A 23,863-nucleotide genomic window follows, 5' to 3' on the forward strand; every position below is an offset into this window, starting at 1 on the left:
GTATTGAAATGAATTCATTATTGCAGCATAACTTTGGTGCTTGCCTATTACATGGAACTCATATTGTTGCACGGAGCGCTATATGCAAGAACCTATTACTCCTTCTCCGCTTTTAATAACGCCCGACTCTCGGCAGGTTCCACCCAGGGAAGCCCCGGTTTTTCCTACAGGCTTCGATAGTATTTTGTTTTGGGATGGGACTGTCCCGACGGTTACTACGCCCCATAGTATTGAGGGTGTCAAAAACACCAGCGACGCATACCAAAAGTTGGTGGCGATAGGGCTTTCGGTGCACGATCAGATAAAGAGTAGTTTTTCGGGTGGTGCACCGAATGTTCGAGATTATCTAGAAAAACGCATAGTTGCAGCCATTGACGGGCAGGAACTCAATGCGTTGGAAGCTGCCTTAAAAAAGAAAGCGATCATCGTTGAGCTTCTGCAAAGGGCCAAAATGCACAGGAGTTGGCACGACGCAATACTATATAATGGTTTAGACGCATTGTCGCTAGACAGAAAAATGAGTGCCGCGGTATTTGCAACGGATGTGGATGTCGAAGAAGATATGGCAGTGCGACTAAGCATTTATGAAGAGTTCCTATTATCGCTAACTGCCGCCTACGTTAAACGAATCCTGGTCGAAGCCATCCCCATTCTGGAGGACGCTTCCACAACTGCAGACGCTGCAATTCATCGCGCCTTGGCAAGGGGCGAAGTCGCCTACACCTACAGGTTACCCATTGGTAATGGCGCAGAGGCAGGAACTGTGGCGGGTGCCATTGCCATCCATGTCGCCGACGGTTGGACCTTCAGGGCAGTGATTCATGGAGGCATTAAGTTATTGGCAGGGTTGGGGGAAGCGCTTATCAGTCGGGCCACTGCTGTTGGGATCGGGGCCTTGTTCTATTCACCTGCTCTTGCTAACGGCGAACGCGTTCCTCAAACAGTTCTCACACTGTCCGGTAGCACTTTTTTGCCAAAGCTGCCGTCAAACCTGAATGAAATCGCCGCTGCCGAAGGAACCATTGACCTTCCTTATCGGATTGTTGGCGAGCTTAATCAATACACACTCGTTGCAACCCCGGCTGGAGGGAGTGTCTCGGCAAAAGTGCCAGTGCGAGCATTGGCATTCGATCCAGCGACCAGCAGCTACAGTTTTACGTCAAACGATACACCGCCCAATATCCTCAGTTTTCCCATTATTCACTTGGGAAACGGTTCGACAACTTCGCCCGCCCGACCTGCGCAAGTACCGACTTACACTGGAGTTACGCTGTCGCCATTGCTTGTGCAGCCTGAAACCTTACCCGCGTTCGAATTGCCTGATTTCAGGGATTGCATTTACTGCTTTCCGATTGAAAGCGGTCTGCCGCCAATCTACGTTGTTTTTAATAGTCCTTATGAAGGAGCAACCACAAGGGGAAAATACAGTGGTCGATTTTTCAATCCCGCCAAAGCTGGAGGCCCAATCCTCGATCTCGATTGGACCAGTGCTACGGTGACCCAAGCGGGTATTGACCTGATCAAATTACATACGGGACGTTTCAGGTCTTCGGATGCCAATGCCATCATGATTGATCGCTTGAAAAAAATTCTGCTGGGTGAATTGGTAATCACAGATGTGGACAAACGCTTCTATACTCATGAAATCAGAGAACTCGAACGTTTCAGAGCATTAGGTGTAGCTGACGGTGTAAACTCGGATGACGGTGTTATTTGGAACAACACTCACGCCGCGACGCTGGAGGACTACAAAGTCAAGGATGCTTTTGAATTGCTCTATAGTCCTGATGCTTTAGAAACGGATGAAAAGCAAAGGGAACGAGAGTACAAGGAACTTGGAGGGGTAATATAATGAGCGTCATTGCAACCATCGTACTTAACGAAAAACCTGAAGAGGTAATTCTATTTGTAACCAAAAATCAATTGGGTATTTCCTTTCCTCAGCTTGATGGCCTTTATAATCGGGCTAACTGGGCGCATGTGGAGAACAACATAGGGCTATTGAACCTTGTCCATAAAATGTGTGATGCCGGTTTTATCAAATATAGTGGGGGTGGGGTTGTGAGAGGGCCCAACTGGAGAGAGCCGGCATTCATGCTCGAAGGCAAATATACCTTTGATTGACAGCACCAGGTGCCTGAACGCAGGTGCCAGAGACCGATGACAGTAGCCATCATTTCGTGGTCGTCCGGTTCCCTTGTCCAGTCGTTTAAATCATCGAAGGTTTCCCAGGTTGAGCCGCTGCCGCAGCGGCTCTTCTCTTTGTTACGGGCATATTGAATATCTTCGCCTGATTGGTTTTTCGCGGCCTCGAATCAAGCTGAGGGGCAACCCCTTTCTGGCGTAGCAATAAAATGGGCGCGAGAGCCCCCGTTTTTCTTTACTCCGCAACCTGCGCCCGCAACTGCCGGCCAATCACATCCATCAAATCACAACCATCGCGCAACGGAATGACCAGCAGTTTGCAGAAGTCCTCCAGCACCACCGTGTCGCAACCGAGTTCGGAGCGATAGGCGATGTTTTCCAGCACCTGCGTGACTGTACGAATGCGGTATCCGCCATGGCTTGCAGAACGTCGAGTGGGGCTTGGGTGTCGATAAGCAGGGAGGCCGGAACCAGGTCGATTCCGGTGAGGGGCATGTATCGATTCATTTTGAATGATCTCTTTTAGATGGGCTCAAGGCCGTCAGTCGGTCATTCTCTGTTGTCAGGTCGCCAAACCCGAATCGCCATCTGGGCGACGGCGCCGACTATAAGCCGCAGGAGATCAGCGCGGGAAGGTGAGGGATTCCGAGTTTTGTGTAGGACCGGTGATGATGAAACTTCAGGCCTTTCACCTCACGTCGCTGGAAATATAAACACAGACCTGAGATGTTCAGCGCCCCTTGGTTTCAGCCACCAACGCTATCCTTAATCATCGCTCCCGCCGTCGAGATGGACCTTCCCGAATGCAAACCCCACCCCCCCAACGCCACCTCTGGAAAACCTACCTGCTGTTCCTCGCCCCCATGGTCCTGTCGAACTTCCTGCAATCCATGTCCGGCACGGTCAACAGCATCTACATCGGCCAGATGCTCGGCACCCAGGCGCTGGCGGCGGTGTCGGGGATGTTCCCCATTGTGTTTTTCTTCATCGCCCTGGTCATCGGCCTAGGGGCTGGCGCGGGGGTGTTGATCGGGCAGGCGTGGGGCGCGCGGGAGACGCATCTGGTGAAGGCCATCGCCGGGGCGACGTTGTTGTTGGGGGTGTTGATCGGTTTAACGGCGGCGGTGGTGGGGAGTGTGTTTGCGCGGTCGGCGTTGGTGGGGTTGGGGACGCCGGCGGATGTGCTGGACGATGCGGTGGCGTATGCCCATGTGATGTTGTGGATCATGCCGTCGCTGTTGGTGTTTGTGCTGTTCACGCAGTTGTTGCGCGGGGTCAGCGATACTCTGTCGCCGCTGTTGGCGCTGGTGGTGTCGACCTGTGTCGGGCTGGCGCTGACGCCGGCGTTGATTCGCGGGTGGTTGGGTTTTGCGCCGATGGGGATTCAGAGTGCGGCGTTTGCCGGGTTGGTGGGTAACCTGGTGGCCATGGGGTTGCTGGCGTGGCGGCTGATTGGCAAGGGCCATCCGCTGGCACCGGACCGCGAGTTCTTTGCGGCGATGAAGCTGGACTTGGCGATCCTCGGCAAGGTGCTGCGCATCGGTTTGCCCACCGGGTTGCAGATGGTGGTGTTGTCGCTGTCGGAGCTGGTGATTCTGGCGCTGGTGAACCAGCACGGTTCCCAGGCGACGGCGGCTTACGGGGCGGTGACGCAGATCGTCAATTACGTGCAGTTCCCGGCGCTGTCGATTGCGATCACCGCGTCGATTCTTGGGGCGCAGGCGATTGGGGCGGGGCGCATTGAGCGCATCGGGCCGATCTTGAAGACCGGGCTGATGATCAACGTGTGTTTGACCGGTGGTCTGGTGGTGCTCGGGTACTTGTTGTCGAGCTGGTTGCTGGCGTCGTTCCTCACCGAAGAAGCGACGCGGACCATGGCTCAGCATCTGTTGCACATCATGCTCTGGAGCCTGTTGGTGTTCGGCTTCCAGGCGATCATCGGCGGCATCATGCGCGCCAGCGGCACGGTGATGGTGCCGGTGGCGATTTCCATTGTGTGCGTGGTGGGTGTGCAGTTGCCGGCGGCGTATCTGCTGGATGCGAAGTTCGGGCTGCAAGGGGTGTGGATGGCGTTTCCGGTGGCGTATCTGGGGATGCTGGTGCTGCAGACGCTGTATTACAAACTGGTGTGGCAGCATCAGAAAATTGAGCGGTTGGTGTAGGCGGGATAAAGGGGCGGATAATGCTATGGACCAAGTTTGTGGCGAGCGAGCTTGCTCGCGCTTGAGTGCGTAGCGCTCACAAAACCCGGTAAGCGTTATCGGTTTTTTGGGGCTGCTGCGCAGCCCGGCGGGAGCAAGCTCCCTCGCCACAAAAGCCCCTGCCACAAAAGGCAGGTTTGGCTGAAGTTCGCAGGCGCGATCGCCTGGGGAGGTTTTCAAATGAGCCCCTTGTCCCATTCCATCCTGCAAGACCGGCCAGCGGCCGGACGGCGTTTGGTAGAGCCGCTGCTGCCTTACGCTAATCGCCCCGACGTCATCGTTCTGGCCTTGCCCCGTGGCGGCGTGCCGGTGGCTTATGAAGTGGCCACGGCGCTGAAGGTTCGCCTGGACCTGATGCTGGTGCGCAAGCTCGGCGTGCCGTCCCACCCGGAGTACGCCATGGGCGCGATTGCCAGCGGTGGCATCCAGATTCGTAATGAACAGGCACTGCGGGTGCACCCGATTGATCGCGCCGCGTTCGACGCCGTGGTCGAACGGGAAAGCCGCGAGCTGCTGCGCCGCGAGCAGGTCTACCGCGGCACGCGGCCGGCGGTGCAGCTCAAGGATCAGGTGGTGATCCTGATCGACGACGGCCTGGCCACCGGCGCTTCGATGAGGGCGGCGATCCAGGCGCTACGGGCGCAGGCGCCATCGCGCATCGTGGTGGCGGTGCCGGTGGCGCCGATCGAAACGGTAGAGGCGCTGCGCAGCGAGGTGGATGAGTTGATCTGCCCGCTGATGCCCGAGTGGTTCACTTCGATTGGCCATTGGTACATGGACTTTTCCCAGACCTCGGATACCGAGGTGATCGACCTGTTGCGGCGGGCGTGGCAACGCGGGGAGTGCGGGTAGCTCGGACGGCCATCGGCAGGTGGTCGCAAATCAACGCGCGAGGTGGAATAAACGCCGGTTGTTTGCTTTAGTCATCTGATGCCACCCGATCTGTGCGGCACGCCAACTCAAGACGGGAGCCCTCCCGGAGAGTGCCATGAACCTTCGATCCGCGCGTTGCGTCGCTCTGGCCGGAACGTTGGTGTTCGGCCTGGTGCCGTTCGCTGAAGCCGTGGAATACAAGAAAGTGAACGCCAAGGCCAGCACCTTGAGTTTCACCTATCAGCAGATGGGTTCGCGAAGCTACGGCACCTTCGGCAAGTTCGAGGCCAATCTCGACTTCGACACCGATAACCCTGGCGCCGCCCATGCCACGCTGACCATCGACCTGAACAGCATCGACGCCGGTAGCAGCGACGCCAATACCGAACTGCAAAAACCTGCGTGGTTCGATACGGCGACTTATCCGGTGGCGACCTTCGAATCGACGTCCATCAAAGCCCTCGGCAATAACCGCTACACCATCACCGGCAAGCTTTCCCTGCGGGGGCTCACTCGGGAAGTGAGTGTGCCGGTGCTGCTGAAATCGGAGAGCTCCATTGGCATCTTCGATGGTGAACTGGTCCTCAAGCGTAACGACTTCAAGATAGGCAAGGGCGAGTGGGCGGACAGTGTGGTGTCCAACGAGATCAATATCCGCTTTCGGATGGTGGCGCCGCAAAGGTGACCGTCAGCGCAAATGCCAGGCGCTTTGCGGATAGAACCGATAGTCAGTAAACCCCACCTCGGCACCACCGTACGATCCGCAAAAAAAAGCGCCCGATCCACATTGCATGGACCGGGCGCCGATCAATCCGCTCTAGTTCGCCACTATTGGCACCGTCACGGTTTTGCCGAGGGATGATTTGACGGTCGCCGTCGGGCTAGGCGACGGGCCACTGCCGACGGTTGTCACCGCTATATTCCAGCGTGCGCCTGTCGCCGTAGGCGTCAGGGTGGCGGTGCCTAGGTTCACCGTACCGGTTGTAACCGTGGCAGTCGCCGTGATGGTATTGCCCGTGCCACGGGAGGTGGTGCCGGACAGGACCCAATACCAGCGGCTGTTGCTGCGGGCGGTGACGGTAGCGCTGGTGACGATCAGGCTCTCGTTGACCGCTGCCGAGACCGCCACGGACACCGTTGCCGATGCCGACTCCGCGCCCTTCGTATCGGCGGCTTTATAGGTAAAGGTCGCGGTGAACGGCGCGGGGACCGTGGCCGGTGGTGTGTAGGTCACGCGCGTACCATCGGTGCTGACCACGCCCTTGCCGGAGTCCGGTTGCTCCAGCCCCACCACTTTAAGTGGCACGTTACCGTCAGGGTCGCTGTCGTTGGCCAGGACGTTGATGGTCAGCGGTTGGCCGTTGTTGCTGACGGCGCTGTCGGGGTTGGCGATCGGGTTTTTGTTATCGCCATCGTTATTGGCACGGGTATCGCCAGTGCGGAAGGTCGGCAACGCGGAGGAATTGACGTAGGTGACGCCGTCCCAGCCGGGCAGGGGCGCTGGCATCAACTGGAACTGGCCGGGGTGCTCGATATCCCAGCGCAGCAACATGGACGTGTCCTCGTGCTGGGTGTTGTGGCAGTGCTCCATGTAGGTCCCGGCGAATTCACGGAAGTGAATCGCCATTTCCACATCCACCGAGCTGTCGATGCCCTCGCCGATGCGATAGACGTCCTTGCGCGCCCACTTTTCCCATTCCGGCGGTGGGTTGCCATCGCGGTGGAGGACGATCCCCTCTTCGAAGTGCACGTGGACCGGGTGGTTCCAGCCGTTGCCGCCGCTCTTGATTTTCCACACCTCAAGGGTGCCGTCGCCGGAGAACCCGGCAGGGGTCGGGCCGTTAGCCAGTTGCGGAGCGGCGCTGATGATTCGAGTGTCCATGGGGAAGCCGAATTGACCACCGTCGGTCTTGATGGTCCAGGGGGCTTCGTCGGTGCCGTCGGAGCGGCCGAAGATGAACTCGCGATGCCGCGCCACCTTGAGCTTGGCCTGCACCGCCGGATCATCGCGGTTGAGGGTCAGCGGGATCATGGTCTTGCCGGCCGGTTTGCCCGGTTTGGCGGGTTCGTAGTCGGCGGGGTTCATGCTAACGTCCTGGCCGGCATAAGGCTGGACCACCATCTGCATGAACTTGCCCACCCCCGGGTCGCCGGCGTCCCACTCTAGCCCTTTGCTGCCCAGTTTGAGCACCGCCTTGTATGTGCCGGACAGGACATCGGCCAGGCTCAGCAGTGTAGCCTCCGGCCCCTTGCCGTCGTGATGCTCCATCAGGTTGACGAAGTACAGCTTGTCGCCGGTGTTGATTCCGTTTTTCGCGAAGTTGACGATGATGTCGTAACGCTCGGCGATGCCCATGGTGGGCAGGATGGCGTTGTGGTTCTGCATGTCACCGTTACCTTCCAGGTCCATGCTACCGTCGAACGGCACGGCGTGTTCCATGAGGTTGCCGTCGTTGGCGATCAAGTGGAACGGCACGCGGGTATAAGACAGGCCAGAACCGGCCGGGCCGGGGAATTCGCCGCCGGTGCCGGCGACTTCACGCACCAGCGCGATCCTGAAGTAGCGCGACACCGAGCCATTGAGGATGCGGAAGCGATAGCTGCGCGCCCGCACGTTCAGGCGCGGCTGGTACTGCCAGTTGACCAGGACCTGATCGCCGAGGAAGCCGTCGGTGTTGAACGGGTTGAACCACAATTGGCCGTTCTGATCCCAGGCCTTGTCGGCAATCATCAGGTTCACATCGTAGTCGCGGTTGCCCCAAGGCATCGCCGAACCGCTGGGCAGGCGCAGGTTGACGCCGTCTTCGAAGGCTTCGTTACCACGGTCCACGGCGCTGTAGTAATTCATCATCACCGCGTTGCCCTTGTAGACGTTCTGCGCGGTGAAATCGACCATGTGGTCATGGAACCAGTGGGTGCTCATGGTTTCGCGCCAGTCGCCACGGATCTTGATGCTGCCGTTGTTGCACGTCTTGAGGCCCGGAGTGGCATCGTTGACGAACAGGGTTTCGCCCGGGGCGCAAGGGAACGCCGCGCGCGGATCCTGGGCGCTGGTGTTGATGGTGTCGTAACCGGCCAGTTGTATCGGCCAGCGATAGTCGTAGTACTGTCCCGGAAAGAAAAACGCACCGGAAAAGCCATCGCTTTCGGCCGGGGAATGGCCGTTGTGTTCGTGGGTGGTGAGGGTGTGCAGGCCAAACCCCATGTTGGCCGCCGGATCGATCGGCAGGGCGTTGTAGTGGCGCATCAGCGCGGCTTGACCGTAACGCACCATCAACAGTTTTGGCGGAAAGGTGCCGTCGAAGGTCCAGAGCGCCTTGTGGTTCTGAATCGGCATGTTGGGGTGAAAACGAACATTTATGCCTTTGGTGGTGCCCGCTATGACCGGGGTGTTCGAGGTCTGGTTGTAGAGCCCGCCAGGCCCGAACTCACCGACGGCGTAGTTGTGCAACTGTCGGCGGTCGCGCATGCCGCTGTTGAGCTGGGCGCCCGCTTGAGCGGTCTTGAAGCCGACCTGTGGGTAAAACTCGTTCCAGCGCTGGTGCGACCAGCCTTTTCCTGGTGGACGACCTTCGGCCGGCGAGCCGACCGGATGGCGGTTGAGGAAGGCTTCGATCTGCGCTTTCCAGGGGTTGCGGTCCAGCACGTTGGAATACTGCGACGGAAACGGGTACAGCCCCGGCTGGCGCATGAAGGCTACCAGCGCCGTGGGCGAAGGGCCGCTGCGGGCGATGTTGTTCGGATCCTGCGTGGGCGCCGGGCCGACGAGCGGAACCGGGAAGGTCAGGGGCGGTGCCGGCAGAGTCGGGTCGAGTTTTTCCGTGCCGAATTCTTCGAACAGCAGCAGTTGCTGAGTGTACGGCTGGGCCCCGAACAATGGGCTGGGTTTGCCATTGGTGGGGATTTTGAATGATGTCTGCAGGGCTGGAGGCAGCACGTTGTCGGTCGTTGGCGTGGTGAGGCGGGTACCAAAAGCGCCATTGGGCAGGGCGATGGCGCCCTGGTTGACGGGTGGCATGGCCCGTAAGGCATCCGCCGCAGCTTTGAGGTCGGCCGGGGGATTGCTATATGCCGAAGGGTCCGTTGGGGGGGGCGGGCCGAAATCATCCAGCGGTACGGCGTTGGCGTTGCCGAGGCTGATGTTGATCAGCATCACAGCGGCGATGCCCGGTTTGCAGAAAAAACCGAGCGATTTGAGGTCAGGCATTTTTTTCATGTTGTTCCCCTCGGGGGCACGCCGGTGTGGCAGACGTTCGCAATTCGCAATTCGCTCGATGCAAGAGGTGCGCCAAGCGCGAGGAGATCCGGGGGAAACAAATAGCTGTTTGATATCAAACGCTTGATGGATTGGACTTTGGTCGTAGTGGCGCAATGGGTGGCAATCCTCACAGTTGGGGGCCTTCACCCACCGATTCCCCCCCACCCACACCAAAGGCTGTTGTGGTGGTGGACGCTTTCGCGAGCAGGCGAGCTCCCACAGGAGATCGAGGAGTGGGCAAAACCGCAGTCCCCTGTGGGAGCGAGCCTGCTCGCGAAGCCCCCTGTTCATCCAGCACAAAGTGTGCCTGACTCTGCTGTCAGCCTCGAAAACGCAACGCCTCCATTCGGACCGCAGGTGTCAGGCGCGCTATGATAGGCGGCCCTTGCCCCCGGAGCCTGTCACTGCAATGCCCCTGATCAGCCACTTCAAGACCCCGTGCCCCGAGCACATCAATAGCCAGATCCTGCAGATGGTGGTCGACAACCTGACCGACATCAGCATGGTCGCGATCCCGCCCAGCAACCTGCTGTACAACCTCTATCAATACGCGATCGGCTATGAGGTGCACCTGTATCTGGAGGCGCTGAACGGTGAAAAAGGCATTGCCGTGGAGTTGATCGTTGCCACGGACGAAGACGACCCGCAAAAGGTGACTGGCTTTGTGCTGTACCTGCCGGTGCAGGACGACCCCGAGGCCTGCGGCGTGGCGTACATGGCGGTGCAGGCCGAGTATCGGCGCCAGGGCGTGGCCCGGCGGATGCTGCGGGAAATGGTCGGTCGCTATCCCCATGCCGAGCTGACCTGCGCGGTGGCCAAGGTGCCGTATTTCGAGGCGATGGGCTTTGAGGTGGTGGGCGTGCGTGCGACCCAGGTGTTGATGAACACCCGCGACTACGCCACCGATGGCTTGATGGCGCTGCTGGATGTGGCGTCGATCTACAGCTCGCTGGAAGTGCGGCAGATTCATACCTACCTGCTGCAAAAGCATGGCAAGCGGGCCATGACCGACGCGGAAAAACAGCGCGACCGGCATCTGGACCAGTTGACGCGCAAGGCTCAGGAGTTTGTGCGGGGGCGGCTCGGAGAAGATGCCATACCAGCTAGCGGACCTCGATTGCGCCTGGTCTGACCGAACTCTCCTAAACACCACAACTCCCCTGTGGGAGCAAGCCCGCTCCCACATTGGTCCGCGCTTTACCTGTCCTTTCAATCAGTGTCAGGCCAGCTTCACATTCATGGTTATCCGCGCCGTGAAGACCTTCTTGCCCTCGGCATCGTGAATGTCCACCGGCACGATCTTGTCGCCTTCGGTGGTCCAGTCCACTGCGTCCCCCTCGGCTACCGCCGTCACATCGCTCTTGGCCTTGGCCAGGTATTCCACGGTCATGCCTTTGGGAATCCAGCGTGCACCAGCGGGAATGGAAACGTCGGTCATCATCCCGGCGGCCAGTTCGGCGGCGTTGCACATGGCAATCGCATGCACCGTACCCAAATGATTGGTGATTTCCCGGGCAAACGGTACGTGCACGGTGGCGGAGCCTTTGCGCAGGTCCTTGACCAGCGGGTTGATGGTGGAGAAGTAGGGCGCCACCTGGCAGGCCATTTTGCTGAATGCTTCTGGGCCTGCGCTGTTGAACATGCTGAGGAACTGACTCATTTTTTTGCCTCTTGAGGATGACGGTTTGCAGAATAATGTTCCGAAACAGAATAATGTTCTGTGGCGGAACAGTATTCTGTCGAAGGGAAATCTGTCAACCTAGCGCCACTTGTTCGCTGGTAACCGCCAGCCCTCACCTATGACTTTTCCGGACTGTCTTTGCGCATGGAAACCGCCGATCTGCTCGAACGCTGCTACCCCGGACGACGCGCCGAACTCAAGCGCGACATCTTTAGAAAGGCCCTCGGCCTGTTCAACGAACAGGGGATCGAGGCCACGACCATCGAAATGATCCGCGCCGAATGCGATACCAGTGTCGGTGCGATCTATCACCATTTCGGCAACAAGGAAGGCCTGGTGGCGGCGCTGTTTTTTACCGCCCTCGATGATCAGGCCCGCTTGCGCGACAGCTATCTCGCCGAGGCTCAAACCACTCAAGCAGGGGTGCATGCGCTGGTGCACAGTTATGTGGATTGGGTCGATAGCCAGCCGGAGTGGGCGCGGTTCCAGTACCACGCGCGGTTTGCCGTCACCAAGGGGCCGTTCAAGGACGAACTCGCCACCCGCAACAAGACGCGCAACAGGCAGTTGCTGGAATGGCTGGGGGCGCAGGGTAATGAACTGGGGAGTTTCCCGGCGGAGTTGATCCCGTCGCTGATCGTCGGCCAGGCAGACAGTTACTGCCGCGCCTGGTTGTCGGGCCGGGTCAAGGGCAGCCCGAAGGCGTACCGGGACATGCTGGCGGAGGCGGCGTGGCGGTCGTTGTGCACCAGCGAAGCACAATGAAAATCCCCCCTGTGGGGAATGTGTGTTTTTCGGAGGTAAAAAAAGAGCCTCAAAGCTCTTGATGGGGAGGAAGTGGAGCCGTGAGGCTCAAGATGCGCATGAAGCAAGCGGTGAGCTTGATAGTGGTTCAGTTCACTCACCACCTACGCAGCGGCTTGCACAAACAAGCGGCTGCGTAAGTTCATCCTAAAAAGACCTAGTGTTTCACTCAAGTACCGCTAGTCGCATCCCCCGGCCAGCCGGCGCGACGCAACGCCTTGAGCAGGGTTTCGGCATCCAGCCCCTGCACTCCATGTCCGTTGCCTTCGGCCGTTTCGGCGGCGAGCAGGGCATTGATGATGGCTTCTTCCACAGCTTCGGTGGCGGCCAGGAACAGCTCGCTGATGTGGTCGTTGTTGACCATGCTCAGGTTGTGGGTGGTCGGTGCTTTCTTGCTCTCGTAGGCAGCCGGTGGCACGTGATCGTTACCGGTGGCGAAGGCGATGAAGATGTCGCCGCTGTGGTCTTCATTGCCGCCGCCGGTGCGGGCCAGGCCGAGGCTGGCGCGCTGGGCCAGGCGGGTGCACTGGTGCGGCAGCAACGGCGCATCGGTGGCCAGGCAGACCACGATCGAACCCATGCCCGGATGGGGCAGCGAGGCCTTGAGGAACGGCGAATCGACCTGTTCCATATAGCGCCCGACCGGGTAGCCATCGACCCGCAGTTCATGGCGGATGCCGTGGTTGGCCTGAACAATCGCCCCCACCGTCCAGCCGCCCTGGGCGCTGTTCAAGCGGCGCGACGCGGTGCCGATGCCGCCCTTGAATTCGTGGCAGATCATGCCGCTGCCACCGCCGACATTGCCTTCGGCCACCGGGCCACCCGTCGCCGAGCGCACGGCCTGTGCCACGTGTTCCGGTTTCACGTGAAAGCCGTTGATGTCGTTGAGCAAGCCGTCGAAGGTTTCCAGCACCACCGGCATGTTCCAGTACAGGCGCCCGTCATCCGGCTGCTGCTCGCGGTCGAGCACGATCAGCGCGTCGCGCACCACGCCCAGGCTGTGGGTGTTGGTGAAGGCGATGGGGCTGGTCAGCAAGCCGGCCTCGCGAATCCACTCCAGCCCCGTGGCATCGCCGTTGCCGTTGAGCACATGCACACCGGCAAAGCAGGGTTGTTGGCTGGTGGAGCCGGCGCGCGGTTCGATGACGGTGACGCCCGTGAGGATGTCGCGGCCATTGGCCGTGCGGCCTCGTACATCGCTGTGGCCGACCCTTACGCCAGGGACGTCGGTGATGGCATTGAGCGGGCCGGGTTGCAGTTGGCCGATCGGGATGTTCAGGTCGCGGGCGCGTGGTTTCATGGTTTTCTCATCTTCAAATCGTGGCTGAAAAAGGGATGTTCCGGGCACCACAATCCCACAGGGAAATGCAGTGGATTCACTGACCGTTTTTGACCTTGCTCCAGATCCGCGTGCGCACGCGCTCGGTAGCCGGCGGCAGTGGCTGGAGGGTGAACAAGGTCGCCATCGCTTCGGCGGGTGGATAAACCGCCGGGTTGCTGCGGGTCGCTTCGGCCACCAGCGTGGTCGCACTGCGGTTGCCGTTGGGGTAGTTGAGGTGGTCGCTGACCGGGGCGATGACCTCAGGGCGCATCAGGTAGTCGATGAAGGCCATGCCTTGTTCCGGGTGCGGGGCGTCCTTGAGCAGCACCAGCGTGTCGAACCACACCGGCGCGCCTTCCTTGGGCAAGCTGTAGGCGATTTTCACGCCGTTGCCGGCCTGCTCGGCGGTGTTCTTGGCTTCGAGCATCGCCCCGGACCAGCCGACCGCCACGCAGATGTTGCCATTGGACAGGTCGCTGATGAATTTCGACGAGTTGAAGTAGGCGATATGCGGACGCAGCTTGAGCAGCAGCGCTTCGGCCTTCTTGTAGTCCTCGGGGTTGGTGCTGTTGGGCGGCAGGCCAAGGTAGTGCAGGGCCACCGGCAGCATCTCCGACGGCGAGTCGAGCATGGCCACGCCGCATTCGCCGAGTTTGGCCAGGTTCTCTTCCTTGAACACCAGGTCCCAGGAATCCACCGGCGCCTTGTCACCCAGCAGCGCGCGTACTTTGTCGATGTTGTAGCCGATGCCGTTGGTGCCCCACAGGTACGGCACGGCGTACTGGTTGCCTGGATCGTTGTTGGCCAGTTTCGCCAGCAGATCGGCATCCATGTTCTTGAAGTCCGGCATCTGCGCACGGGGCAGGGGGGCGAGGGCACCGGCCTTGATCAGCGTGGGTAGACTGAAGTTGCTGGCCACCACCACGTCGTAGCCGCTGCGGCTGGTGAGCAATTTGCCTTCCAGCACTTCGGCGCTGTCGAAGGTGTCATAGACCGGCGCAATCCCGGTGTCACGCTTGAAGTCCTGCAAGGTGGTGGGGCCGATGTAGTCGTACCAGTTGTACACGTGCACCGTCGGGGCTTCGACCGCAAAAGCCGACAGCGAAACCGCCAGACAGGCACCAAACCCCAGATTGAAATACAAGCGGTGACGACTCATGATGCGGCACTCCTGGCCTGTTGCGGCCGGTGGTAATCAGGAGTTTGCAGCGTATCGACCGGGGTGGCCTTCACCCATTCCCATCATGGGTTACTCAAAAGGGGTAGTGCGTGGACGCGTTGTTGAAAGAGTTGCCGGTGCACCAGGGGCTGGCGCGGGTTTTCACGGCGGTGGGGCGGGACAGTTTCTGGCGTGCGCTGGTGGATACCTTGCGCTTGCTGGTGCCGCTGGATAACGCGCTGGTAGCGCTGATGCGTCCGGGCCATGTGCCGCGCCTGCTGATCGATTTCGATGCCAAGGGCAGCACCGAAGAACATGAAGAACTGGCGGACTACCGCGCCGGCATGTACCTGCTCGACCCGTTCTACCAAGCCGCCTGCGCGGGCATCGCCGACGGTTTGCACAGCCTCGAATCGGTGGCCCCCGACCAGTTCCAGCACAGCGAGTACTACCTGAGTTACTTCAGCGCCGTGGTCGGTGGGGACGAGTTGCAATTCATGGTTAACGTCGATGGCGCCGTGCTCGGCCTGTCCCTGGGGCGTGCGACACGCTTCAGCCTTGAGGAGCAGGGCCGCCTGCTGTGCGTGCGTGACTGGGTGCTGGCGGCGATGCGCCGACACCTGGATTTGCTGCCGCTGGAAGGGCCGGCCGCCGAACCACCGGCCGGCGACCTGGCGACCTTGCTCGATCGCTTCGACGCACGCCTGACGCTGCGGGAAATCGAAACCGCGCGCCTGATTCTCCAGGGCTTCTCCAGCAAGGCCATCGCCCAGCAATTGGGCATCTCCCCGGAGACGGTGAAAGTGCACCGGCGCAACCTCTATCACAAGCTCAATGTGAACGGGCATGGCGAGTTGTTTGCGCTGGTGTTGCGGCCGCGTTGAACGGTCATGGGGTGTGCTGTTGCCAGTGCGCCTCGCTGATGATCAGCAGCCCTTCAGCTGACTGAGTGGACGGTTGCGTCCGACCGCGGCCCGAGCCATCGCGAGCCTGCTCGCGATGGTGATAACACTGATAACCGATTGCTCAGCCCTGCTTCATTCCCAGACATTCAATAGACCGATCCACCATCGCCTTGGCAATCTCCAGTAAATGCCAGATCGAAAACACCAGGGCCCGATCAGCGCCCTTGAGTTGATCGCCACACTGATACGCCGTGACCGAAGCGCAACGCAGCAGGTCGGCGATATAGAGCTGGGTATCTTCAAAGCTCACGTCGTTGCTGACGTTGTAAAAGCGCAGTTCATCGGGGCGGGTGGGTTGGTCGCCGGTGAGGTGAAAGTCAATCGCACGGTAGAGCGCTGATCGATCCCTGAGTCGGTCTTCAGTGACGGTTTCGTTGGTGGGGGTTTCGGGAGGTGGATCGGGTACGGATCTTTCCATGAGTGTTGCTCCTATTGCTGCATGGGAGCCATCACTTATCGCCTACTAAACGATTGGGTGGCGGCTGTACGCAGGTTAGTAGGCCGGTCAATAGGAAAAACCGGTGCACCCGAAGGTGCCCCACGCACAGCCACCATATTCTGCATGCGGCAAAATTTGCCGGACATGAGCATGGAATCGCTATGCGCCTATTGTTCCGGGCTACTAAACCCGATCACTGATGAGCAGTGACGGACCGAGACTAGCCACGGAAAATGGCAGGCGCAAGCGAGCGAAATGATCTAGGAAATGTCCTGCAAAAGAAAGGGAACGGGCCTGCAAAAGCGCTGATTTTCCTGTACGAAAACTTCCCTCTGGAAGTCTGTTATCACCTGTGGCGAGGGAGCTTGCTCCCGCTCGATTGCGCAGCAATCGTAAAATCTGACACCAGAATTTCACTGACACTGCGCATTGAATGGTTTGGGGCCGCTTCGCAGCCCAGCGGGAGCAAGCTCCCTCGCCACAAAAGCACGGTGACTTTCAGCTCGTCAGCGCTTGTTCAACCCCAGCGCCAACCGATCCCCACCCAACTGAATCACCGCCACCAGCAACACAACCACCGTCAACATGATCTGGCTGACAACCCACGGATATCCATTCGGCGCGATTCATTGTGGGAGCGAGCTTGCTCCGGGCGGCGTTCCGACGATGGCGATTTCACAGGCGCCGACCTGTAACTTCTTACAGTTTCGGTCCGGCCAAAAAAGGCCCAGTCTGTCCTCAGTCAAAGCGAAGGATCGTCAATGCCGTGAACGCTCACCACCACGCCGCGACACCGACGCTGTCGGTCATCGATCCACGCGCCCTGACGGTTCGCAGCGTGGGCTATTGCCGTCATCCTGACAGCCCGGAGATTGATCCGCGTATCACCCGGCAACGCTTCGACGCGGCAGGGCGCTTGGTCGAGTCGTGGGACCCTCGGTTGTGGGGCACGGCGCCGACGCCGAACCTGACCACGATCTACGGCTTGAACGGTCAACCGTTGCTGACGGACAGCGTCGATGCCGGGTGGCAGCTGAGTTTGCCGGACCAGGCCGGTTCGCCCTGTTCGTTCTGGGATGCACGAGGCAGTCAGCGTCACACGGTGTTCGACGGACAACAGCGGCCCATCACCGTCACGGAACAGGACGCGGGGGAACGACTTCGTGTGGTGGAACGCTTGACCTATGGTGGCTCCGAACCCGCGTACGCAGCGCACAACCAGTGCGGACAGGTGATCCGTCATGACCATCCGGCGGGCACACACTGGGCTGCTGACTACGGGCTCGCCGGTTCAGCACTGGTTGAAGAGCAACGCTTGCTCCTCGAGCTTGAAACACCCGACTGGCCGCCCGAAATCGATGCCAGAGAGGAGTACCTGGAAGCTCAATCATTCATCACCCGCCACCGTTTCAATCCCACTGGTGAGCTTCAGCGACAAATCGATGCGATGGGCAACGCTCGCACCTTTGGCTACGACGTGGCGGGCAAACCGAGTGAAGTCTGGCTGCAAATGGCCGGTGAGAGCAAGCAGCCACAATCCTTGGTCCACAACATTCGCTACAACGCCCAGGATCAGGTCGAACGCGAAACCGCCGGCAATGGTGTGCTGACCCACGCCGAGTACGCTGCCGAAGACGGCCGGCTGATTCGGCTGATGGCGGCAGACGGAAACCAGAAGCCCTTGCAGGACCTGAACTACGTCTACGACCCGGCGGGTAATATCGTCAGGCTGCACGACCAGTCCCAAGCCGTCAGCCATTTCAACAACCAGCGCATCGAGCCGATCAACCGCTACCGCTACGACAGCCTGTATCAACTGGTCGAAGCCCAGGGCTGGGAGGTCAGCCAGCCGAGTCATGGCCCAGCCCTGCCAACACTGCTGCCCACGCCGCTGGACCCCAGCCAGCGGCGCAATTACACCCAACGCTTCGAGTATGACCGGGGCGGGAATTTGATTAGCCGCCACCACAGCGGCGCGCCCGGCTTCTCGATGTTTACCTCGACACGAAGCAACCGTAGCCTCGCGCAGCGCGATGACGGCTCGCTGCCGGGCGAGCCTGAAATCGCGTCGGGTTTCGATGCCGGTGGCAATCAACGGGAGCTGCAACGCGGGCAAGCCATGCTCTGGGACAGTCGTAATCAATTGCACCAAGTCACGTTGGTCAAACGCGAAACCGAGCCCGACGACTACGAATGCTACCGCTACGACCGCCCCGGCCACCGCTTGCGCAAAACGGGATTCGCCCACAGCAGCGGCAGGACCCTGCGCAGCGAAGTCCGTTACCTCCCCGGTCTGGAAATCCACCGCCAGGCCGATGGCGAAGAGCACCACGTCATCAGCGTCGAAGCCGGGCGCAGCAATGTGTGGGCATTGCACTGGCCCCAAGGTGAGCACAGTGACCAGTTGCGTTACAACCTCAGTGATCACCTCGGTTCCAGCACGCTGGAACTGGACGACGAGGCGGGCGTGCGGACTCAGGAGCACTATTACCCCTATGGCGGGACAGCGTGCTGGGCGGGGAAAAGTGCACTGGTGGCGAAGTACAAAACCATCCGCTACTCGGGTAAAGAACGGGATGCGACCGGGCTTTATTACTATGGCTACCGATATTACGCACCGTGGTTACAGCGGTGGATTTGTCCAGATCCGGCTGGTGATATTTCCGGACCAAATAGGTTCTTAATGGTAAATAATAATCCAGTTATATTTTTTGATAAAATTGGCTTAAATAAAGAAAGTGCCATGGAATTATGGAGGCATGCGTTCAAAGTTATTGTCGCTACTGGGAGTGCTGTTCCAAATTTTGATCCTGATCTGGAAATGCGCTATCACCAGTCGAGTGATGAGGAAAAAAGGCGAGTTGCGTTTGTTACTAATAAATTGCGTCATCATTTTGTTGGTGAGAAAACAATAGAGTCCTATAGTGGAGGTGATATGTTTAATAATTCATATGATATGTCTGAGTGGGTATTTAAATCTAATTATAAAGAAAGCAAAACACGCAGATATTTTGCAAGTGACGTGACAAAATTTCAGTATGTCGCGGTTTCTCGGATGAATAACTATTTTGGATATCTTCCTTTTGTTTTGAAAAGACAGACGGTTACGAATCAAGAGACGCTCAGGAAGATGCATGAGGCGAAAGGAACATCAGAAGAAAAATTGAAGGTTTTTTTTACTGAAACGCCTAATGGGAAGTCAACAAAAAAAATTATGGATGACTTTAAACTTGTCGCTACGGATTTCAAACAGGTTCCAGAGACAATGACATTTAAAAGTGAGAATGGAGAAAGAGTTTTTAATTCGGCTGACTTTATCGTTTATGTACGTTTTTCAGTACTTTCCTCTGCTGGGGTGGCTAGTGGCGTTGGTCAGCCTATGCGGAGCGACATGAGACCAAAGTCTCCAAGCCGAGAATGACGTGGCACTATCGGTACACTTGAGATGGGGGCCACAACGGGATACACAGACTTTCGCTGAGCAAACAGTCTGGTATTCACTAGCGTTTAAATGGAATCCGCATTAGTAGTGTCCATGCTGCGATCTTCTAGCCTTGCAACTTGAACACCAACGCCTTCAACCCACACTCGACATCCGCATCCGGAAACTCCGGCGGATTCTCCAGCCGCTGCTCGAACCGCAAGCTCGGCGCCTCACGGGTCACACCATCGATCAGGAAGTCGGCACCGAACGCCGGGTCGTTCATGCACGCCAGCACGGTACCTTGAGGGCTGAGCAATTCCGGCAACCGGCGCAGTACGCGCTGGTAATCCTTGGTCAGCAAAAAGCTGCCTTTCTGGAACGACGGCGGGTCGATGATCACCAGGTCATACGGCCCCTTGCCGATCACTTTGCCCCAGGATTTGAACAGGTCGTGGCCGAGAAAGGTCACGTTGCTCAGGTCGTGGCCGTTGAGCCGGTGGTTGTCGCGACCACGGCTCAGGGCCGGGCTGGACATGTCGAGGTTGACCACATGCGTCGCGCCACCTTCGATGGCCGCCACCGAGAAGCCGCAGGTGTAGGCGAACAGGTTCAATACCCGCTTGCCTTCGGCATTGGCGCGGACCCAGTCGCGGCCGTAGCGCATGTCGAGGAACAACCCGGTGTTCTGCTTGCGGCCCAGGTCCACCCGGTACTTCAGGCCACCCTCGGTGATGGTCATTTCCTCGATCACTTCGCCGAGCAGCCACTCGGTGGTGCTTTGCAGCAGGTAGCGATGTTGCAACAGCAGCGTGTGGGCACCGGATTTTGCCCATTGCTCAGACCGGGTGACCGTCATCAGCACCTGCTTCAGGTCTTCCAGTTGCGCCGCTTCCGGCTCCTTGAACAGCGCCACCAGCACCACGCCCTGTAACCAGTCCACGGTCACTTGCTCCAGCCCCGGCCAGCAGCGGCCACGGCCGTGGAACAGGCGACGGGTTTCGGCGGGGGCGGCCGCCAGGGCGGTCAGCAGGTGCTGGTTGAGGGTGGCGAGGGCTTCAGGGGTCATCGGGTCGGGTCGGCAGCATGGAAAGGGGCGGCATTTAACCATAATTGCGCAATGGGCGGACCACACAAAACCCTGTGGGAGCGGGCTTGCTCGCGAAAGCGGTGTGTCAGCCAACATCGATAGCGACTGACACTACGCATTCGCGAGCAAGCCCGCTCCCACAGGTTCTTCGCGTCAGCAGTGACAGGCCAGTTATCACGTTTAATTTAACTTTACGTGAGGATTTGGCGATCTTCCGGCTCCCATAATCGGCTCCAACGAACAACAACAAACGGGAGCCGGACATGTCGCAGAGCACTGCTTCACCCAAGTCCAGTCATCCACGCTGGCTACGCCTGACCCACTGGCTCAACGCCCTGGCGGTGCTGGTAATGGTCACCAGTGGCTGGCGCATCTACAACGCCTCACCGATCTACGAATTCAGTTTTCCCAAGTCGATCACCCTCGGCGGCTGGCTGGGTGGTGCGCTGCAATGGCATTTCGCGGCGATGTGGTTACTGGCGATCAACGGCCTGATCTACCTGGCCTTCAACCTGTTCAGCGGACGCCTGAAGCGGCGTTTCTTCCCGGTTTCGCCCAAAGGTGTGCTGCATGACTTGTGGGCCGCGTTGCGCGGAAAACTCGGGCACGCCGACCTCAGCCACTACAACCAGGTGCAACGCGTCGCTTACCTATTCGTGATGGTCGACATCACGCTGCTGGTGCTCTCCGGGCTGGTGTTGTGGAAGTCGGTGCAGTTCCCGCTGTTGCGTGAATTGCTGTTCGGTTACGAAGGCGCGCGTCGTGTGCATTTCTTCGCCATGGCGCTGTTGGTGGCCTTCGTGGCGGTGCATCTGCTGATGGTGGCGCTGGTGCCGAAAACGCTGTTGGCCATGATCGTCGGCCGCAAGGAGCAGGTATGAAAAAGCGCATTCAGGTACCCGGGCTGGACGAGGCGTCGATCCTGACCGACGCTCGCAAGATCCTCGCCCCGCAGATCGAAGACCGCTCGCGCCGCTCGTTCCTGCTGCGTGGCCTGACCCTCGGCGGCGTGGCCATGTTGTCCGGTTGCAACATTACCGACAACGAAAGCGTCGAGACCGCGCTGTCGTCCATGTCGCGCTTCAACGACCGGGTGCAGGGCTGGCTGTTCAACCCCAACGCGATGGCGCCGACCTATCCCGAATCGATGATCACCCGGCCGTTTCCCTTCAATGCCTTTTACGGCATCGACGAGGTGCCGACGGTGGAGGAGGAGGGCTATCGCCTGGAAGTCACGGGCCTGGTCGCCGACAAGCGCAGCTGGCGCCTCGAAGAGCTGCGCGCCATGGCCCAGACCGAGCAGATCACCCGGCACATTTGCGTCGAAGGCTGGAGCGCGATCGGGCGTTGGGGCGGCGTGCGCTTCAGCGACTTCCTCAAACGCATCGGCGCTGACACAGACGCCAAATACGTCGGTTTCAAATGCGCCGACGACTACTACACCAGCATCGACATGGCCACCGCGCTGCATGCGCAAACCCTGCTGACGCTGACTTATGACGGCGCGGTGCTGCCGCGCGAATACGGCTTCCCGATGAAGCTGCGCATGCCCACCAAGCTCGGCTACAAGAACCCCAAACATATCCAGGCGATGTTCGTCACTAACACCTATCCGGGTGGCTTCTGGGAAGACCAGGGCTACAACTGGTTCGGTGGCAGCTGACGGGTGCCTGGCCAGTTCACACCTCCACAACCCACGCTCCAAGGAGTTTCATCATGAAAAAGTTGACCACTGTTGTTCTGTCCATGTGCCTGGCCGTTGGTGCTGCCAGTGTTTTTGCCGCCGACACCATGAGCAACGACAGCATGAGCAAGGATTCGATGTCCAAGGACGCCATGTCCAAGGATGCGATGAAAAAAGACACAATGAAGAAGACCGATACGATGTCCAAGGACGCCATGTCCAAAGACAGCATGTCCAAGGACGCGATGAAAAAAGATGCGATGTCCAAGGATGCGATGAAAAAAAGCGAAATGTCGCAATAAGTCCAAACAGCCGAAATCCCCTGTGGGAGCGGGCTTGCTCCGGGCGGCGTTCCGACGAAAGCGGTGTATCAGTCAACATTGATAGCGACTGACACTACGCCTTCGCGAGCAAGCCCGCTCCCACAGGTTTTTGTCGCCGCTCAAAAGGACATCGATGAAGTGATCCAGGGCAGCCGCCTGATGGGCAAGATTGATCAGGACGCTTGATACCGGTCGCCTGGCTGCATCAAAAATGAATTTCCACCGAGTCCGCTGCTCATACCTTTTAGGTAGCGGGTTAGAGCCTGCGAAATCATTGAGGCAATCAGGGAGCGGCACGGTCATGAGTCGAGTACCGACGGCGGGTGGGGATCTTCCTGGCGGGTTGATTCTGGTGGTTGAGGACGACCCGCTGATTCTGGAGTTTCTCTGTGAGATTCTTCAGGAGGAGGGTTTTGTCGTCGAGCCGAAAATCAGTGCGGATGCGGCAGCGATCTATCTGGAACAGCATGCGCCGCAGGTGCACATGCTGCTGACAGACATCACCATGCCCGGCACGCTCAACGGCGCGGACCTGGCCAACCAGTTCGGCGATCGCTGGCCGGACAAGCCGATCATGATCATGTCCGGTTTCGAAACCCCTGAAAGCGCAGGCGTGCGGCACGCGGTCTCGTTCATCAAGAAACCCTGGATGATTGGCGGACTGCTCGATTGCGTGGGCCAGACCTTCAAGTCCAAACGACTCAACTGACCTACGCGCAGATGCTACATTGCCGGGCAAATCCGTCTGGCACCTGCGAGGTTCTTTTCCTTGTCCGATCACTCCGTATTCAACTCGACTTACCGTGCCTTCCTGTTCGACATGGACGGTACGGTCCTGACGTCCATTGCCGCCGCCGAGCGGGTCTGGACCACCTGGGCGGTGCGCCATGGTGTCGATGTCAACAGCTTCCTGCCGACCATTCACGGTGCCCGCGCCATCGACACCATCAGGCGCCTGGGCTTGCCCGGGGTAGACGCCGAAGCTGAAGCCGCGTGGATTACCGAAGCGGAAATCGTCGACGTCGATGGGGTATTCGAAGTGGCTGGCGCGGCGAAATTCTTGCGGTCTTTGCCAGCCAGCCAATGGGCGATTGTCACTTCCGCCCCGCGGGAGCTGGCGTTGCGGCGGATGGCGGCGGCGGGGATTCCCGAGCCTGAGGTGATGGTGACGGCAGAGGACGTCACGGCTGGCAAACCCGACCCCGCGGGGTACCAACTCGCGGCCCGGCGTTTGGGCGTCGAGCCTGGGCAGTGCCTGGTTTTTGAAGACGCCACGGTGGGGATTCTGGCGGCCGAGGCGGCGGGGGCGGATTTGATGATTGTCACGGCGACCCATGAACAGCCGATCGAGACGTTGCATGGGACGTTGGCAGGTTATGACATGGTTGCCGCGAGCGTGGATGCCGACGGTCTGATTCGTTTGCAGTTTTTGTGAGCAACACATTTCCCCTGTGGGAGCGGGCTTGCTCGCGAAGGCGGTGTGTCAGGCAATTGCAATG

20 protein-coding genes and 2 pseudogenes are annotated in these 23,863 nt (G+C 59.2%); 14 read left to right on the forward strand and 8 right to left on the reverse strand.

Going from position 1 to position 23,863, the window contains the following annotated elements; all coding sequences use genetic code 11:
* Window positions 1–82 precede the first annotated feature (82 nt).
* Window positions 83–1,852: an S-type pyocin domain-containing protein gene (locus AC1DVE_RS04920; RefSeq protein WP_477783800.1), complete on the forward strand. Its 1,770-nt coding sequence runs from the start codon at window positions 83–85 to the stop codon at window positions 1,850–1,852.
* Window positions 1,852–2,124 carry a hypothetical protein gene (locus tag AC1DVE_RS04925; RefSeq protein ID WP_102685608.1) on the forward strand — a complete coding sequence of 91 codons (273 nt, stop codon included), beginning with the start codon at window positions 1,852–1,854 and terminating at the stop codon, window positions 2,122–2,124. Before AC1DVE_RS04920 ends, AC1DVE_RS04925 begins: the two co-directional genes overlap by 1 nt.
* A gap of 256 nt (window positions 2,125–2,380) precedes the next feature.
* Here AC1DVE_RS04925 and AC1DVE_RS04930 read toward each other — a convergent pair.
* Window positions 2,381–2,652: pseudogene (locus AC1DVE_RS04930) on the reverse strand (hypothetical protein).
* Between the two features lie 296 nt (window positions 2,653–2,948).
* On the opposite strand from AC1DVE_RS04930, the gene AC1DVE_RS04935 reads away from it, so the two are divergent.
* From AC1DVE_RS04935 to AC1DVE_RS04945, 3 genes are all read left to right on the forward strand, one after another.
* On the forward strand, window positions 2,949–4,307 hold the full coding sequence (locus tag AC1DVE_RS04935) for an MATE family efflux transporter (RefSeq protein WP_477783801.1): 1,359 nt from the start codon (window positions 2,949–2,951) through the stop codon (window positions 4,305–4,307).
* 219 nt (window positions 4,308–4,526) lie between these two features.
* Window positions 4,527–5,198: a phosphoribosyltransferase gene (locus AC1DVE_RS04940; protein ID WP_477783802.1), complete on the forward strand. Its 672-nt coding sequence runs from the start codon at window positions 4,527–4,529 to the stop codon at window positions 5,196–5,198.
* A 136-nt stretch (window positions 5,199–5,334) separates the two neighbouring features.
* Window positions 5,335–5,904, forward strand: a complete 570-nt coding sequence (locus tag AC1DVE_RS04945; RefSeq protein ID WP_477783803.1) for a YceI family protein — start codon at window positions 5,335–5,337, stop codon at window positions 5,902–5,904.
* A gap of 132 nt (window positions 5,905–6,036) precedes the next feature.
* Here the strand turns inward: AC1DVE_RS04945 and AC1DVE_RS04950 are convergent, their stop codons facing one another.
* Window positions 6,037–9,435: an Ig-like domain-containing protein gene (locus AC1DVE_RS04950; RefSeq protein ID WP_477783804.1), complete on the reverse strand. Its 3,399-nt coding sequence runs from the start codon at window positions 9,433–9,435 to the stop codon at window positions 6,037–6,039.
* A gap of 451 nt (window positions 9,436–9,886) precedes the next feature.
* Between AC1DVE_RS04950 and AC1DVE_RS04955 the strand changes: the two genes are divergently transcribed.
* Window positions 9,887–10,609, forward strand: a complete 723-nt coding sequence (locus AC1DVE_RS04955) for a GNAT family N-acetyltransferase (protein ID WP_223461410.1) — start codon at window positions 9,887–9,889, stop codon at window positions 10,607–10,609.
* An 87-nt stretch (window positions 10,610–10,696) separates the two neighbouring features.
* On the opposite strand, the gene AC1DVE_RS04960 is transcribed toward AC1DVE_RS04955, so the two are convergent.
* Entirely contained in the window at window positions 10,697–11,137 is a 441-nt protein-coding gene (locus AC1DVE_RS04960; protein WP_223461412.1) for a hotdog fold domain-containing protein, read from the reverse strand.
* Window positions 11,138–11,302: 165 nt separating this feature from the next.
* Between AC1DVE_RS04960 and AC1DVE_RS04965 the strand changes: the two genes are divergently transcribed.
* Window positions 11,303–11,923, forward strand: a complete 621-nt coding sequence (locus AC1DVE_RS04965) for a TetR/AcrR family transcriptional regulator (protein WP_223461414.1) — start codon at window positions 11,303–11,305, stop codon at window positions 11,921–11,923.
* A gap of 208 nt (window positions 11,924–12,131) precedes the next feature.
* Here AC1DVE_RS04965 and AC1DVE_RS04970 read toward each other — a convergent pair whose 3' ends face one another.
* Both AC1DVE_RS04970 and AC1DVE_RS04975 read right to left on the reverse strand, forming a co-directional pair.
* Window positions 12,132–13,262 carry a DmpA family aminopeptidase gene (locus AC1DVE_RS04970; protein WP_223461416.1) on the reverse strand — a complete coding sequence of 377 codons (1,131 nt, stop codon included), beginning with the start codon at window positions 13,260–13,262 and terminating at the stop codon, window positions 12,132–12,134.
* Between the two features lie 76 nt (window positions 13,263–13,338).
* Window positions 13,339–14,442, reverse strand: a complete 1,104-nt coding sequence (locus tag AC1DVE_RS04975; RefSeq protein ID WP_223533503.1) for an extracellular solute-binding protein — start codon at window positions 14,440–14,442, stop codon at window positions 13,339–13,341.
* Between the two features lie 110 nt (window positions 14,443–14,552).
* On the opposite strand from AC1DVE_RS04975, the gene AC1DVE_RS04980 reads away from it, so the two are divergent.
* Window positions 14,553–15,326, forward strand: coding sequence for a helix-turn-helix transcriptional regulator (locus AC1DVE_RS04980; protein ID WP_223461420.1), 774 nt, complete (start codon window positions 14,553–14,555; stop codon window positions 15,324–15,326).
* Window positions 15,327–15,468: 142 nt separating this feature from the next.
* On the opposite strand, the gene AC1DVE_RS04985 is transcribed toward AC1DVE_RS04980, so the two are convergent.
* Entirely contained in the window at window positions 15,469–15,825 is a 357-nt protein-coding gene (locus tag AC1DVE_RS04985) for a DUF6124 family protein (RefSeq protein WP_223461422.1), read from the reverse strand.
* 527 nt (window positions 15,826–16,352) lie between these two features.
* Window positions 16,353–16,442, reverse strand: a pseudogene (locus AC1DVE_RS04990) (ABC transporter permease); the annotation flags it as partial.
* A 170-nt stretch (window positions 16,443–16,612) separates the two neighbouring features.
* Between AC1DVE_RS04990 and AC1DVE_RS04995 the strand changes: the two are divergent.
* Entirely contained in the window at window positions 16,613–19,267 is a 2,655-nt protein-coding gene (locus AC1DVE_RS04995; protein ID WP_477783805.1) for an RHS repeat domain-containing protein, read from the forward strand.
* Window positions 19,268–19,394: 127 nt separating this feature from the next.
* Here the strand turns inward: AC1DVE_RS04995 and AC1DVE_RS05000 are convergent, their stop codons facing one another.
* Window positions 19,395–20,336, reverse strand: coding sequence for a class I SAM-dependent methyltransferase (locus tag AC1DVE_RS05000; protein ID WP_223533505.1), 942 nt, complete (start codon window positions 20,334–20,336; stop codon window positions 19,395–19,397).
* Between the two features lie 284 nt (window positions 20,337–20,620).
* On the opposite strand from AC1DVE_RS05000, the gene AC1DVE_RS05005 reads away from it, so the two are divergent.
* The 5 genes from AC1DVE_RS05005 (at window position 20,621) to AC1DVE_RS05025 (ending at window position 23,799) form a co-directional block, all read left to right on the forward strand.
* The gene (locus AC1DVE_RS05005; RefSeq protein WP_223533506.1) at window positions 20,621–21,238 is read left to right on the forward strand and encodes a cytochrome b/b6 domain-containing protein; all 618 of its coding nucleotides are present in this window, start codon (window positions 20,621–20,623) and stop codon (window positions 21,236–21,238) included.
* On the forward strand, window positions 21,235–22,020 hold the full coding sequence (locus tag AC1DVE_RS05010) for a molybdopterin-dependent oxidoreductase (RefSeq protein ID WP_223453497.1): 786 nt from the start codon (window positions 21,235–21,237) through the stop codon (window positions 22,018–22,020). Before AC1DVE_RS05005 ends, AC1DVE_RS05010 begins: the two co-directional genes overlap by 4 nt.
* A gap of 53 nt (window positions 22,021–22,073) precedes the next feature.
* Entirely contained in the window at window positions 22,074–22,343 is a 270-nt protein-coding gene (locus tag AC1DVE_RS05015) for a pentapeptide MXKDX repeat protein (RefSeq protein WP_223453495.1), read from the forward strand.
* 322 nt (window positions 22,344–22,665) lie between these two features.
* Window positions 22,666–23,073: a response regulator gene (locus AC1DVE_RS05020; protein ID WP_223453493.1), complete on the forward strand. Its 408-nt coding sequence runs from the start codon at window positions 22,666–22,668 to the stop codon at window positions 23,071–23,073.
* Window positions 23,074–23,133: 60 nt separating this feature from the next.
* Entirely contained in the window at window positions 23,134–23,799 is a 666-nt protein-coding gene (locus AC1DVE_RS05025; RefSeq protein WP_223453492.1) for an HAD family hydrolase, read from the forward strand.
* Window positions 23,800–23,863 lie beyond the last annotated feature (64 nt).

It is taken from the genome of Pseudomonas sp. P4_B4 (assembly GCF_056402255.1).

Excerpts from the sequence above, each read along its gene's own strand:
- AC1DVE_RS04955 (WP_223461410.1), top strand. The coding sequence starts at position 9,887 with ATGCCCCTGATCAGCCACTTCAAGACCCCGTGCCCCGAGCACATCAAT.
- AC1DVE_RS05000 (WP_223533505.1), bottom strand. The coding sequence starts at position 20,336 with ATGACCCCTGAAGCCCTCGCCACCCTCAACCAGCACCTGCTGACCGCC.
- AC1DVE_RS04945 (WP_477783803.1), top strand. The coding sequence starts at position 5,335 with ATGAACCTTCGATCCGCGCGTTGCGTCGCTCTGGCCGGAACGTTGGTG.
- AC1DVE_RS05005 (WP_223533506.1), top strand. The coding sequence starts at position 20,621 with ATGTCGCAGAGCACTGCTTCACCCAAGTCCAGTCATCCACGCTGGCTA.
- AC1DVE_RS04975 (WP_223533503.1), bottom strand. The coding sequence starts at position 14,442 with ATGAGTCGTCACCGCTTGTATTTCAATCTGGGGTTTGGTGCCTGTCTG.
- AC1DVE_RS05020 (WP_223453493.1), top strand. The coding sequence starts at position 22,666 with ATGAGTCGAGTACCGACGGCGGGTGGGGATCTTCCTGGCGGGTTGATT.
- AC1DVE_RS04925 (WP_102685608.1), top strand. The coding sequence starts at position 1,852 with ATGAGCGTCATTGCAACCATCGTACTTAACGAAAAACCTGAAGAGGTA.
- AC1DVE_RS04960 (WP_223461412.1), bottom strand. The coding sequence starts at position 11,137 with ATGAGTCAGTTCCTCAGCATGTTCAACAGCGCAGGCCCAGAAGCATTC.
- AC1DVE_RS04985 (WP_223461422.1), bottom strand. The coding sequence starts at position 15,825 with ATGGAAAGATCCGTACCCGATCCACCTCCCGAAACCCCCACCAACGAA.
- AC1DVE_RS04965 (WP_223461414.1), top strand. The coding sequence starts at position 11,303 with ATGGAAACCGCCGATCTGCTCGAACGCTGCTACCCCGGACGACGCGCC.
- AC1DVE_RS04970 (WP_223461416.1), bottom strand. The coding sequence starts at position 13,262 with ATGAAACCACGCGCCCGCGACCTGAACATCCCGATCGGCCAACTGCAA.
- AC1DVE_RS05010 (WP_223453497.1), top strand. The coding sequence starts at position 21,235 with ATGAAAAAGCGCATTCAGGTACCCGGGCTGGACGAGGCGTCGATCCTG.
- AC1DVE_RS04935 (WP_477783801.1), top strand. The coding sequence starts at position 2,949 with ATGCAAACCCCACCCCCCCAACGCCACCTCTGGAAAACCTACCTGCTG.
- AC1DVE_RS04940 (WP_477783802.1), top strand. The coding sequence starts at position 4,527 with ATGAGCCCCTTGTCCCATTCCATCCTGCAAGACCGGCCAGCGGCCGGA.
- AC1DVE_RS04920 (WP_477783800.1), top strand. The coding sequence starts at position 83 with ATGCAAGAACCTATTACTCCTTCTCCGCTTTTAATAACGCCCGACTCT.
- AC1DVE_RS04950 (WP_477783804.1), bottom strand. The coding sequence starts at position 9,435 with ATGAAAAAAATGCCTGACCTCAAATCGCTCGGTTTTTTCTGCAAACCG.
- AC1DVE_RS05015 (WP_223453495.1), top strand. The coding sequence starts at position 22,074 with ATGAAAAAGTTGACCACTGTTGTTCTGTCCATGTGCCTGGCCGTTGGT.